The sequence below is a fragment of the Phycicoccus mangrovi genome (assembly GCF_018729305.1).
Taxonomy (GTDB): domain Bacteria; phylum Actinomycetota; class Actinomycetes; order Actinomycetales; family Dermatophilaceae; genus Phycicoccus; species Phycicoccus jejuensis.
This window is the reverse complement of the sequence record NZ_JAHHWP010000016.1, coordinates 116,314-129,662: the sequence shown is the minus strand read 5'-3', so window position 1 is coordinate 129,662 and position 13,349 is coordinate 116,314. Positions and strand designations below refer to the sequence as shown.

At 75.1% G+C, this 13,349-nt stretch carries 12 protein-coding genes; 6 read left to right on the top strand and 6 right to left on the bottom strand.

What is annotated here, in order from left to right; genetic code table 11:
• Positions 1-81 precede the first annotated feature (81 nt).
• From KMZ30_RS15115 to KMZ30_RS15105, 3 genes are read left to right on the top strand one after another with little or no spacing between them, the layout of a single operon-like run.
• A complete protein-coding gene (locus KMZ30_RS15115) occupies positions 82-849 on the top strand; it encodes a LamB/YcsF family protein (protein ID WP_308279773.1) in 768 nt (255 codons plus the stop codon).
• The gene (locus KMZ30_RS15110; RefSeq protein ID WP_308284330.1) at positions 846-1,499 is read left to right on the top strand and encodes a 5-oxoprolinase subunit B family protein; all 654 of its coding nucleotides are present in this window, start codon (positions 846-848) and stop codon (positions 1,497-1,499) included. The genes KMZ30_RS15115 and KMZ30_RS15110 overlap by 4 nt, the downstream gene beginning before the upstream one ends.
• Positions 1,496-2,380 (top strand): 5-oxoprolinase subunit C family protein, encoded by an 885-nt coding sequence (locus tag KMZ30_RS15105; RefSeq protein WP_215513218.1) that lies wholly within the window; start codon positions 1,496-1,498, stop codon positions 2,378-2,380. The genes KMZ30_RS15110 and KMZ30_RS15105 overlap by 4 nt, the downstream gene beginning before the upstream one ends.
• 72 nt (positions 2,381-2,452) lie before the next feature.
• Here KMZ30_RS15105 and KMZ30_RS15100 read toward each other — a convergent pair whose 3' ends face one another.
• Positions 2,453-3,037: a maleylpyruvate isomerase family mycothiol-dependent enzyme gene (locus KMZ30_RS15100; RefSeq protein WP_215513219.1), complete on the bottom strand. Its 585-nt coding sequence runs from the start codon at positions 3,035-3,037 to the stop codon at positions 2,453-2,455.
• A gap of 2 nt (positions 3,038-3,039) precedes the next feature.
• Positions 3,040-4,092, bottom strand: a complete 1,053-nt coding sequence (locus KMZ30_RS15095; protein ID WP_215513220.1) for a sigma-70 family RNA polymerase sigma factor — start codon at positions 4,090-4,092, stop codon at positions 3,040-3,042.
• Positions 4,093-4,209: 117 nt separating this feature from the next.
• Here KMZ30_RS15095 and KMZ30_RS15090 point away from each other — a divergent pair, with 117 nt between their 5' ends.
• Positions 4,210-5,706: an MDR family MFS transporter gene (locus tag KMZ30_RS15090; protein WP_215513221.1), complete on the top strand. Its 1,497-nt coding sequence runs from the start codon at positions 4,210-4,212 to the stop codon at positions 5,704-5,706.
• Between the two features lie 130 nt (positions 5,707-5,836).
• Here KMZ30_RS15090 and KMZ30_RS15085 read toward each other — a convergent pair whose 3' ends face one another.
• On the bottom strand, positions 5,837-6,067 hold the full coding sequence (locus tag KMZ30_RS15085) for a hypothetical protein (RefSeq protein WP_215513222.1): 231 nt from the start codon (positions 6,065-6,067) through the stop codon (positions 5,837-5,839).
• Positions 6,068-6,276: 209 nt separating this feature from the next.
• On the opposite strand from KMZ30_RS15085, the gene KMZ30_RS15080 reads away from it, so the two are divergent.
• The gene (locus KMZ30_RS15080; protein ID WP_215513223.1) at positions 6,277-6,771 is read left to right on the top strand and encodes a pyridoxamine 5'-phosphate oxidase family protein; all 495 of its coding nucleotides are present in this window, start codon (positions 6,277-6,279) and stop codon (positions 6,769-6,771) included.
• Between the two features lie 88 nt (positions 6,772-6,859).
• On the opposite strand, the gene KMZ30_RS15075 is transcribed toward KMZ30_RS15080, so the two are convergent.
• The 3 genes from KMZ30_RS15075 to KMZ30_RS15065 all read right to left on the bottom strand — a co-directional run bounded on the left by KMZ30_RS15075 (position 6,860) and on the right by KMZ30_RS15065 (position 11,704).
• Positions 6,860-9,277, bottom strand: a complete 2,418-nt coding sequence (locus KMZ30_RS15075) for an FdhF/YdeP family oxidoreductase (protein ID WP_215513224.1) — start codon at positions 9,275-9,277, stop codon at positions 6,860-6,862.
• A 169-nt stretch (positions 9,278-9,446) separates the two neighbouring features.
• Positions 9,447-10,139, bottom strand: a complete 693-nt coding sequence (locus tag KMZ30_RS15070) for a response regulator (RefSeq protein WP_215513225.1) — start codon at positions 10,137-10,139, stop codon at positions 9,447-9,449.
• On the bottom strand, positions 10,136-11,704 hold the full coding sequence (locus KMZ30_RS15065; RefSeq protein WP_308279776.1) for a sensor histidine kinase: 1,569 nt from the start codon (positions 11,702-11,704) through the stop codon (positions 10,136-10,138). Before KMZ30_RS15065 ends, KMZ30_RS15070 begins: the two co-directional genes overlap by 4 nt.
• A 191-nt stretch (positions 11,705-11,895) precedes the next feature.
• Between KMZ30_RS15065 and KMZ30_RS15060 the strand changes: the two genes are divergently transcribed.
• Positions 11,896-13,272, top strand: coding sequence for a cation:dicarboxylate symporter family transporter (locus KMZ30_RS15060; RefSeq protein WP_215513227.1), 1,377 nt, complete (start codon positions 11,896-11,898; stop codon positions 13,270-13,272).
• Positions 13,273-13,349 lie beyond the last annotated feature (77 nt).

The following is a 13,349-nucleotide window of genomic DNA, read 5'->3' as shown; positions in this document are numbered from 1 at the left end:
ACGCCGATCCGGGCAGGGTCCCGTCCCGACCTTGGGGTTGCCTTGGGCTCGCGGCGCCGGGCGGCCGGTAGCGTCGGCGCCGTGGCAGCCGTCATCGACCTCAACGCCGACCTCGGCGAGTCCTTCGGGGCGTGGACGCTCGGCGACGACGCCGCGATGCTCCGGGTCGTGACGAGCGCGAACGTCGCCTGCGGCTTCCACGCGGGCGACCCCACGACCATCCGCCGGACCGTCGCGCAGGCCGCGGCCGCCGGCGTGGTCGTCGGCGCGCAGGTCGGCTACCGCGACCTCGCGGGGTTCGGGCGGCGGCGCATCGACGTCGCGCCGGAGGACCTCACCGCCGACGTGCTCTACCAGCTGGGCGCGCTCGAGGCGATGTGCCGGGTCGCGGGCACGCGCGTGCGGTACGTCAAGCCGCACGGCGCGCTCTACACGACCGCCGCGGTGGACGAGGGGCAGGCGCGGGCGGTCGTCGGGGCCGTCGTCGCGTGGGACGCCTCGCTCCCGGTGATGGGGCTGCCCGGCTCGGTCCTGCTCGCGGCCGCGGCGGACGCCGGGCTGGCGACCGTCGCCGAGGCCTTCGCCGACCGCGGCTACGACGCCACGGGCCGGCTCGTGTCGCGCCGTGACCCCGGCGCGCTCGTCACCGACCCCGTTCTCGTCGCCGCGCGGGTCGTGCGGATGGTGCGCGACGGCGTCGTCGAGGCCGTCGACGGCACGCTCGTCCCCGTCGCCGCCGACTCCGTGTGCGTCCACGGCGACACCCCCGGCGCGGTCGTCGTCGCGCAGGCCGTCCGCGACGCGCTCGCGGCGGCCGGCATCGGCCTGCGGGCGGTCGTCGAGCCGTGAGCGGCGTCCCCGTGCAGGTCCTGCCCGCCGGGGAGCACGCCGTCCTCGTCGAGGCGCCCGGCCTGGCCGAGGTCCTCGCGCTGGCCGACGCGGTCCGGTCCGCGGTCGCCCGCGGCGGCGCACCCTGGTCGGAGGTCACCGACGTCGTCCCCGCCGCCCGCACGCTGCTCCTCGTCGGCGACCGGCTCGACCCGACCGTCGTCGCGGACGCCGTCCGCCGGCTGGCCGCGGGAGTGTCCGCCGACGCGTCGGCACCGGCCCACGGTGACGTCGTCGAGGTGCCGGCGCGCTACGACGGCCCGGACCTCGACGAGGTCGCCCGCCTGACCGGCCTGTCCGCCTGGGAGGTCGTCGCCGCGCACACCGGCACGCCCTGGCGCGTCGCCTTCGGCGGGTTCGCACCGGGGTTCGCCTACCTCGTCGGCGGCGACCCGCGGCTGCGCGTGCCGCGTCGCGACACCCCCCGACCCTCGGTGCCGGCGGGGTCGGTCGGCCTGGCCGGGGAGTTCTCCGGTGTCTACCCGCGCGCCTCGCCCGGCGGCTGGCGGCTGATCGGCACGACGGACGTCGTGCTGTGGGCCGCCGACCGCGAGCCGCCCGCGCTGCTGCGCCCCGGCGGGCTCGTCCGCTTCGTGGCGGTGGACGGATGACGTCAGCGCTCGAGGTCGTGCGCACGGGGGCGCAGGTGCTGCTCGAGGACGCCGGGCGGCCGGGGCTCGCGGCGGTCGGGGTGGGCCGCTCCGGGGCCGCCGACCGCGGCGCGTACCGGCTGGCCTGCCGCCTCGTCGGGCACGCGGATGCCCCGACGGCGCTCGAGGTGCTGCTCGGCGGGCTCGTCGTCCGGGCGCGCGGCCGCGTGATCGCCGCCGTCACCGGGGCGGTGGGACCGCTCACGGTCGACGGCCGGCCCGCGCCCCACGCCGCCGTGCTGGAGCTGCGCGACGGCGCCGAGCTGGCCCTCGGCCCGCCCACCGCCGGCCTGCGCTCCTACCTCGCGGTGCGCGGTGGCCTCGACGTGCCGGCGGTGCTGGGCTCACGCTCGACCGATGTCCTGTCCGGGATCGGCCCGGCCCCGGTGCGGCCCGGCGACGTCGTGCCGGTCGGACCGGCGCCGGCGACCTTCCCCCACGTCGACCACGCCGTCGTGCCGCCCCCGGGTCCGGGCGAGGTCGTCCTCGACGTGCTGCCGGGGCCGCGCACCGCGTGGGTCGGGGGTCTCGCGGCGGTGGCCCGGGGCGGATGGGTCGTCGGCCCGGACAGCGACCGGGTCGGGGTGCGGCTGCGGCCGGTCGACGCCCCGGTCGAGCGCCTCCCGGAGCACGCCGGCGACGAGCTGCCGAGCGAGGGGATGGTGCGCGGCGCCGTCCAGCTGCCACTCGGCGGCGAGGCCGTCGTGTTCCTGGCCGACCACCCGGTGACCGGCGGCTACCCGGTCGTGGCCGTGCTGACCGAGGCCTCCGTCGACCGCGCCGCCCAGCTGCGCCCCGGCCAGGCCGTGCGCCTGCGCGCGGTCCCCGCCCCGGCCCGGTGACGCCACGCCCCTCCCACCCGTCGAGTGAACAGGACACGCCGTGTGCGCCGGCCCGCAGGCGGCGCGTCCTGCTCACTCGACGGGGTGCACCCGGCCGAGGTGGGCGAGGAGGAGGGAGGCGGGATCGGTCGCCCGCGGCGGCACCGGCGGCGCGAACCGCGGATGGCGCACCCCGGCCGGCACGCGGCGCAGGGCCACGGGCAGCAGGGCGGCCGCCAGCAGCGGCGGGAACGGCGGCGGCGACCCGAGCGCGGCCGCGACGTCCCACCCGTGCACCGCGACCTCCAGCGACGAGACCTCGAGCGCGACGTCCGGCTCGAGGCGCCGGTCGCCGACGAGCACCGGCCCGGGGCCGCCGTCGCGCACCCACCCCTCGAGGAGCGCGCAGCCCAGCACCCGCAGGTGATCGGCGAGCACCGTCGGCCGGTGGGAGGTCGGCGGCGGCCCGACGGGCGCCATCCGGCCGAGCGAGAGCTCGGTGACGACCTCGAGGGAGTCGACCATGTGGACGAGGAGGTCGGCGAGCGTCCAGGCGGCGCACGGGGTGGGACGGTCGGCGGCGGCGTCGGTGACCCCGGCGAGGGCACCGCGGGTCCAGGCCAGCGACCGGTCCAGCAGCTCGACGTCGACCCCCGGACGGCAGTCCGCGGGGTGCACGCTCACTCCCCCGGTCGGGCGGGGACGTCGTCCGGCCCGAGCTGCTCCGGCAGCCCGGCGAGCGCGAAGTACGCGGGGTCGAAGAACACGACGGCGTGCTTGACGAGCGCTCCCTCGAGCTCGAGCACCTGCAGCTGGAAGGGCCGGAAGACGTCACCGTCGGGGCCGTCCTCGCGCATGTAGAGGCCGAACGCCGGCTGGCCGTTGCACGTCGTCGGCAGCATCGGCATGTCGTAGGTGCCACCGGGGCACTGGGTGTCGACGAGCTCGGCGATGGTGCGCGGCCCCTGGTACCACCCGGTGAAGGGCGGCATCTCCCAGACGGCGTCCTGCGTGAACAGGCGCGCGATGGCGTCGGGGTCCTTGCGCCAGAACGCATCCACGTAGCGGTCGAGGAGGGCGCGCTGCTCGTCGTCGAGCTCGGCGCGGGGGGCGTCCGGCGTGGGGGCGACGTCGCCGAGGGTCGCGCGGGCCCGCTGGAGCGCGCTGTTGACCGACGCGACCGACGAGCCGGTGGCCTCTGCGACCTCGGCCGCGCTCCACCGCAGGACGTCGCGCAGGACGAGGACGGCCCGCTGGCGCGCCGGCAGGTGCTGCAGCGCCGCGACGAAGGCCAGCCGGACGGTGTCGCGCTCGGCGACGACGTCGGCCGGGTCGGCGGTCCCGAGGAGCGCGGCGTCCGGCATCGGGCCGAGCCACGGCACCTCGGTGCGCTCGTCGAGCGGGTCGGCGCCCTCGGAGGAGGCGGTGCCGAGGCCGGACGGCAGCGGGCGGCGGTCCTTGCCCTCGAGCGCTGTGAGGCAGACGTTGGTCGCGATGCGGTGCAGCCACGTGCGCAGGGACGAGCGCCCCTCGAACGAGCCGTAGGCCCGCCACGCACGCAGGTAGACCTCCTGCACGAGGTCCTCGGCGTCGCTCGGCGACCCCGTCATCCGGTAGCAGTGCGCGAGCAGCTCGCGACGGTAGCGCCCGACGGCGGCGTCGAAGTCGGTGTCGGCGTCGGCGCGGGTGCCCCCGTCGACCGCGGCCCGGGTCGGTGAGCCCGTGGACGTCATCGCGGTCCTCCTCCCGGCACCCCCGTGGTGCCTCTCAGCCGTACCGACCGGCACCGGCCGCCGAACTCATCGCCGCGGCGACGATGACTTCCGGCCGGTGTCCCGGTCGATCCCACCATGACGAGCACCGACTCCACCACCCTCCACGACCGCGGGGCTCCCGCGGCGGTGGCACCGGACGCCCCGGCACGCACCTACCCGGTGCTGCGCTGGCTCGTCGCGGCGACCTTCACGGTCATCCTCAACGAGACCGTGATGGTCAACGCGATCCCCCGCCTCATGGCCCAGTTCGACGTGGGCGCCCGTGCGGCACAGTGGCTCTCGACGGCGTTCATGCTGACGATGGCCGTCGTCATCCCGGTCACGGGCTGGTTCCTGCAGCGGGTCACGACCCGGCAGGCCTTCACCGTGGCGATGTCGGTGTTCGGTGTGGGCACGCTCGTCTGCGCGCTCGCGCCGACCTTCCCGGTCCTCGTCGGCGGCCGGGTCGTCCAGGCGGCCGGCACCGCGGTGATGATGCCGCTCCTCATGACGACGCTCATGACGGTCGTCGACGAGCGCGACCGCGGCCGGGTCATGGGCAACGTCACGCTCGCCATCTCGGTGGCCCCCGCGCTCGGGCCGGCGCTCTCGGGCGTCGTGCTCGCCGCGGCCGGGTGGCGGTGGCTGTTCGGGCTCGTCCTGCCGGCCGTCGTGCTCGTCACCGTCGCCGGGCTGCGCCGCCTCACCGACGTGGGCGAGGTGCGTGCATCCCGTGTCGACTGGGCGAGCGTCGTCCTCTCGGCCCTCGGCTTCGGGGCGCTCGTCTACGGCCTGAGTCGGGTCGGCGAGGAGCACCCCGGGGCGGTGCCCGCGTGGGGCTGGGCGCTCGGCGGCGTCCTCGTCGTCGTGGGGTTCGTCCTGCGCCAGCGCGCCCTGACGCGGCGGTCCGAGCCGCTCCTCGACCTGCGCGCCCTGACCCACCGGACGTACGCGGTCTCGCTCGCGATGCAGTCGCTGGCCTTCCTCACGATGCTCGGCGCGATGATCCTCCTGCCGCTCTACCTCCAGGACCTGCGCGGCCTCTCGCCGCTGCAGACCGGGTTGCTCGTCGCGCCGGGCGGCATCGCGATGGGTCTGCTCGGGCCGGTGGTCGGTCGGGTCCTCGACCGGGTGGGGGCGCGGCCGCTCGACGTGCCGGGCTCTCTCGGGGTGCTGGCCGCGCTCGCCGCGCTCTCCCGCCTCGCCGAGGGGACGCCGTACGTCCTGCTCCTCGCGGTGCAGGTGCTCCTCATGGTCTCGCTCGCGGCGCTGTTCACGCCGGCCTTCACCCTCGGCCTCGGCGCCCTGCCCCCGCACCTCTACGCCCACGGGTCCTCGCTGCTCGGCACCGCCCAGCAGGTGTCGGCGGCCGTCGGCACGGCGCTGACGGTGACCGTGCTCTCGTGGCGGTCGGCGCAGCTGGCGGCGGGCGGCGCCGGCGAGGCCGCGGCGTACGTCGGCGGGGTGCGCGCGGCCTTCGCCGTCGCGGCCGTCCTCGCCGTCGGCGTCGTCGGCCTCGCCCTGCTCCTGCCGAACCGCCTGCCGCGGCCGGCCGGGGCGGAGGGTGGGGCCGGCGCGCCGGCCGCCCACTGACGGCCGCCTCCCCCCGCCCTCGCGGATGCTCCCGCGCCTCCCGAAACCTTTGCGGTGGCGCGGGAGCATCCCGGAGCCGAGGCCGCGGCCGCCCTGACCGCAGAGTCGTGCGGACGGGTCCGCGACCCCCTCAGCGGCGGATGTCGCGCTCCCGTGGGCGGGTCACGACCAGCGCGACGCCGAGGACCAGGGTGAGCCCCCCGGACGCGATGACCAGACCCTTCTGCCACCCCTGCGGCGCACCGAAGAGCGACGGCAACGTCACGATGAGGACCGCGGCGGACAGCGCGAACGCTGCCAGCGTGATCCAGGCCTGTCGGTCACGACGACCGTTCATGGTGTCCTCCGTGGGTCGGGGCATGCGGCGGACCCGCGAGAGGCTCCACGCTCGCCGTCGCCTCGGGGAGGCTCCGCCGTCGGACGCTCCCACGCTAACCCGCGCGCGCCCGGGCCTTTCGGCGAGGACGACGACGGCCGGTCGACGTGTACGCCGGGGTTGCCACGGCGCCGGACGGGGTAGCCCCGGTGTGCGGTGCGCCGCTCGGGCGCGTCGGGACGAACGGAGTGACCATGGCACAGGACCAGGACGACCGGGCCACGGTGGTCGAGCTCGTGGGGCGCGCCCAGTCGGCGATGCTCACGACGATGACCCCCGACGGCGACCACGTGAGCCGACCGATGGCCGTGCAGGAGACCGAGTTCGACGGGGACCTGTGGTTCTTCGTCGACGAGGGCTCGGACAAGGTGCGCCAGATCCGCGAGAACCCCCGCGTCAACGTGTCCTTCTCCAACGACCGCAAGAGCGAGTGGACCTCCATCAGCGGCCGCGCCGAAGTGGTCCACGACCGGGCCAAGGCCGAGGAGCTGTGGGCCAAGCCGCTCGAGACGTGGTTCCCCGACGGCCTCGAGACCCCCGGCCTCGCGCTCGTCAAGGTCCACGGCGAGACCGCCGAGTACTGGGACGCGGCCACGAGCCGGGTCAAGCAGATGCTGGGCATGGCCCGGGCCATCCGCCGCGACGACCCCGACGAGTTCCCCGTCGACCACCGCTCCGTCGAGCTCTGACCCCCGCTCTCCCGGAAGCTCCCGCGGCACCCGCGAGCTGCGCGGTGCCGCGGGAGCATCCCGGCGAGGGGGCGAGCGAGGCCCCGCGTCAGCTCAGGTGGTGCGGCTCGACGTCGCTGCGGTTCTCCTGGTCGCTGCCGGAGCGGACCCTGCTCTCGGGGTCGCAGTCGACGCGGCCGCACGAGCCGAGCGGCTCGAACCGGACGACGAGCCCCTTCGACACCGGGCAGTTGCTGCCCTCGGCGACGTGGTCGAGCGGGACGAGGACGTTGCACTCGGGGTAGTACGCCGCCGCGCAGCCGCGCGCCGTCGGGTACGACACGACGCGGTAGCCGTGGGCCACCCGCTCCGAGCCGTCGACCCACTCCGAGACGACGTCGTAGAGCTCGCCCTCGCGCAGGCCCAGCCCGCGGATGTCGTCGGGGTGCACCATGACGACGTTGCGGCCGCCGGCGAGGCCGCGGTAGCGGTCGTCGTGGCCGTAGATCGTCGTGTTGAACTGGTCGTGGCTGCGCAGTGTCTGCAGGACGAGCCGGCCCTCGCGCGCCTCGAGCAGCTCGATCGGCACCGACGAGATCTCGGCCTTCCCCGAGGCGGTCTCGAAGACGCGGGAGTCGCGCGGCGGGTGCGGCAGGGTGAACCCGCCGGGCCGCTGCACCTTCTCGTCGTAGGCGTCGCACCCGGGGACGACGTGGCCGATGTGCCGGCGGATGGCGGCGTAGTCCTCGGCCATCGCGGCCCAGTCGATGCTCGAGCCCTCGGGCCCGTCGCCGAGGACGGCCTCGGCCATCCGGCAGACGATCCACGGCTCGCCGCGCAGCATCGGGCCGGCCGGCTCGTTGCGCCCGACCGACAGGTGCACCTGCGACATCGAGTCCTCGACGGTCAGCCCCTGCCAACCGTCGGTCGTGATGTCCTTCTCGGTCCGCCCGAGGCACGGCAGGATGAGCATCCGCCGCCCGGGCAGGACGTGCGTGCGGTTGAGCTTGGTCGAGATCTGCACCCCGAGGCTCACCGAGCGGATGACCTCGTGCACGAGCTCGGAGTCGGGCGTCGCGGCGGCGAGGTTGCCCCCGAGGCCGACGAGCACCTTGACCCGGTCCTCCTGCAGCGCGCGGATGCTGTTGACCACGTCGTGGCCGCGCTGCTTCGGTGGCGTGAAGCCGAACTCCAGGCGCAGCTTCTCGGCGAAGTGGGCGGGCAGCTTGTCCCAGATGCCCATCGTCCGGTCGCCCTGGACGTTGGAGTGGCCGCGCACCGGGCACAGGCCGGCGCCGGGCTTGCCGATGTTGCCCTGCAGCAGAGCGACGTTGGTGATCTCCTTGATGGTCGACACCGCGTGCTTCTGCTGCGTCACGCCCATCGCCCAGCAGAAGACCGTCTTCGACGAGCCGACCAGCAGGTCGGCGACCCGCTCGATCTGGCTGCGCTCCAACCCGGTCGCGCGCAGCACGAGGTCCCAGTCGAGGTCGCGCACGTGCTGCTTGTAGGACTCGAACCCGGTCGTGTACCGGTCGACGAAGTCCTGGTCGACGGCGCCGCGCTCGACGAGGAGGGCGCCGAGGGCCTGGAAGAGCGCGAGGTCGCCGCCGAGACGGATCGGCAGGTACTCGTCCGCGAGGTCGGTACCGACACCGGTCAGGCCACGGACCGTCTGCGGGTTGTCGAACTTCATGAGCCCGGTCTCGGGCAGCGGGTTGACCGCGACGATCCTGCCGCCGCCCTTGACGCACTTCTCGAGCGCGGAGAGCATCCGCGGGTGGTTGGTGCCGGGGTTCTGCCCGGCGATGATGACGAGCTCGGCCTCGTGGACGTCCTCGAGGGTCACCGACCCCTTGCCGATGCCGATGGTCTCGGCGAGCGCGACCGACGTCGACTCGTGGCACATGTTCGAGCAGTCCGGCAGGTTGTTGGTGCCGAAGGCCCGGGCGAACAGCTGGAAGACGAACGCGGCCTCGTTGGAGGCGCGTCCGCTCGTGTACAGCACCGCCTCGTCGGGCGAGTCGAGTGCCTGCATCTCCTCGGCGACGATGCCGAACGCCTCGCCCCAGGACACCGGCTCGTAGTGCGTGCCGCCCTCGCGCAGGAGCATCGGCTCGGTGATGCGCCCCTGCTGCCCGAGCTGGTAGTCGCTCCACGTGGCGAGCTCGGAGACCGGGTACCGCGCGAAGAACGCGGGGTCGGCGCGCCGCTTGGTGGCCTCCTCGGCGACCGCCTTGGCGCCGTTCTCGCAGAACTCGGCGAAGCTGCGGTGCTCCGGGTCGGGGTCGGGCCAGGCGCAGCCCATGCAGTCGAAGCCGTCGGCCTGGTTGAGGCGCCGCAGGGTGTTGAGGGTGCGCACCGGTCCCATCTGCCCGATGCCCCGGTTCATCGAGACCGCGACGGCCTCGAGCCCGGCCGCGGCCCTGCGCCGGTGGTGGACGTCGACGTCGGTGGGGGCGACGTCGGCCTCCGGCGCACCGCGCCAGGGCTCGAGCATCCGGGTCACGCGGGAGTTCTCGGCCATGTCCTCACCCTCGCACCCGCGGGCGCGCCGCAGTGGCTCAGGGTCCGTGACGAATGTCAGGACGTCGCAGGTCAGCCGCGCTCCCCGGCGCGCGCTACACCGCAGTACGTGTCGCCACAGCAGCAGTTACTGCGGTGTAGCCGGCACCTGGACCGGGGGGGTGGTGGGGTCAGCCGGCCCACTCGTAGGTGACCTCGGGGCGCCCGGTGCCGGCGTACCGGTTGCCGCGGGCCGCGCGCCCGGCCGTGACGAGGTGCTCGCAGTACCGGCGCGCCGTCACCCGGCTGACGCCGAGCCGCTCGCCGAGCTCGGCCGCCGAGCACGGCCCCCCGGCCTCGCGCAGGGCGACGGACGTGCGCGCGAGGAGGTCCTCGGTCATGCCCTTGGGCACGGCCGACCCGCCGGCGGGCCGCAGCCGCGAGAACAGGGTGTCGACCTCGGCCTGCGTGTCGGCCTCGGCGCCGCCCGCCGCCTCCGACCGGTAGGCGCGGTAGGCCTCGAGCCGGTCGCGGAGGGTGCCGAAGACGAAGGGCTTGAGGACGTACTGGACGACCCCGAGCGACACGGCGGCGCGCACCATCTCGAGGTCGCGCGCCGAGGTGACCGCCACGACGTCGGCGCGGTGCCCGCCGGCCCGCATCGCCCGGACGACGTCGAGCCCCGGCAGGTCCGGCAGCCCCATGTCGAGGAGCACGAGGTCGACCGCGCTGCTCCCGAGGTGCTGGAGCGCGTCGCGGGCCGTGTGCACCGTCCCCGACACGACGAACCCCTCGACGCGGCCGACGTACGTCGCGTGGGCCTGCGCCGCCACCGGCTCGTCCTCGACGACGAGCACGCGGATGGGCTGCTCGGCCGTGCTCACCCGTCCACCCCCGCGCGCACCGGCAGGCGGACCGTGACGGTCGCGCCGGGCGGCTCGTCGATGCGCAGCGTGCCCCCGAGCCGCTGCACGGTGTCGGCGACGAGCGCCAGCCCGATGCCGCGCGACCCGGCCGGCCCGTCGACCGACTTCGTCGAGAAGCCGCGCTCGAGCACCCGCTCGCGCAGCGCCGACGGGATGCCCGGGCCGGTGTCGGCGACGACGAGCTCGACCCCGTCGCCGAGGTCGTGCGCCCCGAGGGTCACGCGGCGGACGCCCTCGACCCCGGTGACCGCGTCGATCGCGTTGTCGACGAGGTTGCCGACGACGGTGACGACGTCGCGGGCCGGCGCGACGTCCGCCGGCCAGCGCAGCCCGGGGTCGACGACGAGCTCGACCCCACGCTCGTGGGCCTCGGCGGCCTTGCCGAGCAGCAGCGCCGACAGCGTCGGGTCCTCGACGCCGGTGACGACGACGTCGGTGAGCCGCTGCGCCCGCTCGAGCTCGTCGGTCGCGAACTCGACCGCGCGGTCGGGGTGCCCGAGCTCGATGAGCGAGACCATCGTGTGCAGCCGGTTGCCCGACTCGTGCGCCTGCGAGCGCAGCGCCTCGGCGAGCCCCCGGGCCGCGCCGAGCTCGCCGGTCAGCTCCTCGAGGTCGGTGCGGTCGCGGACGGTGACGACCGCGCCGAGGTCCTCGCCGTCGCGGCGTGCTCGCGCCTTGTTGAGGACGAGCACCCGCCCGCCGGTCACGTGCAGGTCGTCCTCGCGGACGTCGGGGTCCGCCATCGCGGCGACGAGCGGTGGCGCGAGCCCGAGCTCGCCGACGTCGCGCCCGGTGGGGTCCTCGCGCAGCCCGAGCAGCCGGCGCGCCTCGTCGTTGGCCAGCCGCACCCGGCCCCCGGGGTCGACGAGGACCAGCCCCTCCGTCACCGAGTGCAGGACGGCGTCGTGGTGGTCGTGCATCGCCTGGAGCTCCGCGGCCCGCAGCCCCCGGGTCTGGTGGCGGACCCGCCGGGTGATGAGCGTCGTGCCGACGGCGGCGAGCAGGCCCGCCACCGCGCCGGCGACGAGCAGCGGCGGCAGCTCGCGGGCGAGCCGCTCGTCCGCGGCCTGCTTGCCGATGCCGACCGCGACGAGCCCGACGACCCCTGCCCCGTCGCGCACCGGGACGACCGCGCGCCGACTCGGCCCGAGGGTCCCCGTGTAGTCCTCGACGACCTCCCCGCCGGCGCGCGCGGCGGCGATGTGCCCGACGAACTGCCTCCCGACCTGGTCGGGGTTCGGGTGGGAGTACCGGATGCCGCTCGGGCTCATGACGACGACGAAGTCGGTGCCGGTGCTGCGCCGCACCCCCTCGGCGAGCGGCTGGAGCACGCCGTCGGGGTCGCCCTCGCGGACCGCGTCGACGACCTCGGGCTCGGCGGCGACCGACTGCGCGACGGCGAGGACCTGCGCGGTCGACTGGTCGGTGACCGCCTGGCGCGCCTGGAGGTAGGCGGCCCCCAGCCCGGCCGCGATGACCCCGAAGACGAGGGCGACGACGAGCAGCGCCGTCTGCCCCGCCACGCTCAGCCCGTGCGACCCGGGCTCGTCCGGCGGCGCGGGCCGGCCCGGGGCACCCTCGCCCGCCCGGCTCACGACCGGGGCCCGCGCTCCCGCGTGAACTTTGCGTACACAACGGTGACGATAGCCGCGTCGTCGAGCACCCTCGACGACGACAGCGCAGGCCCACTGCGTCGGACAAAGGAGTTCACGCCATGACTGCATCCGCGCCCGCAGCGCCGGGTGGCGACACCGCCGCCCCGAAGCGCCGCGACAGAACGCACTTCCTCTACATCGCGGTCATCGTCGCGATGCTCCTCGGCATCGCCGTGGGCTTCCTGTTCCCGGAGTTCGGCAAGGAGCTCAAGCCGCTCGGGACGTTCTTCGTCAACCTCATCAAGATGATGATCAGCCCGATCATCTTCGTGACGATCGTCCTCGGCATCGGGTCGGTCCGCCGCGCCGCGCAGGTCGGCAAGGTCGGCGGCCTCGCGCTCGGCTACTTCCTCACGATGTCGACGGTCGCCCTGGCCATCGGCCTCGTCGTCGGCAACATCGTCCAGCCGGGCGCCGGGCTCAACCTCACCGACGAGCTCGCGAAGTCCGGCCAGTCGCAGGTCTCGGCGGAGGCGGAGTCGACGACCGAGTTCCTCCTCGGCCTCGTCCCCGACACCCTCGTCTCGGCGCTCACCTCCGGGTCGGTGCTCCAGACCCTCCTCGTCGCGATCCTCGTCGGGTTCGCGCTGCAGAAGCTGGGGACCGCCGGCGAGCCCGTGCTGCGCGGCATCAAGCACCTCGAGAAGCTCGTCTTCCGCCTCATGGCGATGATCATGTGGGTCGCCCCCGTCGGCGCGTTCGGCGCGATGGCCGCGGTCGTCGGTGCCACCGGCCTCGACGCACTGAAGAGCCTCGGCCTCATCATGGTCGCCTTCTACGCGACGTGCTTCCTCTTCGTCTTCGGCGTGCTCGGGGCGATGCTCCGCGTCGTCGCGGGTGTCGGCATCTGGTCGCTCCTGAAGTACCTCGGCCGCGAGTTCCTCCTCATCCTCTCGACCTCGTCCTCGGAGTCGGCCCTGCCGCGGCTCATCGCGAAGATGGAGCACCTCGGGGTCTCCCGCCCGGTCGTCGGCATCACCGTCCCGACCGGCTACTCCTTCAACCTCGACGGCACCGCGATCTACCTGACGATGGCCTCGCTCTTCATCGCCGAGGCGCTCGACAAGCCGTTCAGCATCGGCCAGCAGATCGGCCTGCTCGTCTTCATGATCATCGCGAGCAAGGGCGCCGCGGGCGTCACCGGCGCCGGCCTGGCGACCCTCGCCGGCGGTCTGCAGTCGCACCGCCCCGACCTCGTCGACGGCGTCGGCTTCATCGTCGGCATCGACCGCCTCATGAGCGAGGCGCGCGCGCTGACCAACTTCGCGGGCAACTCGGTCGCGACCGTCCTCATCGGCACGTGGGTGAACGCCATCGACCGCGATCAGATGACCGCCGTCCTCGCCGGGCAGCGGCCGTTCGACGAGGCCCGCATGATCGACGACCACGAGGCGGCCCCGCCGGCCGCCGAGGAGCTCGAGCCCGCCGGGCGCTGAGCACCGTCGTACCGCCGGAGGGCGGGTGGTCCCGACCGGGCCACCCGCCCTCCGGCGTCCCCGGCATCGGCCGGACG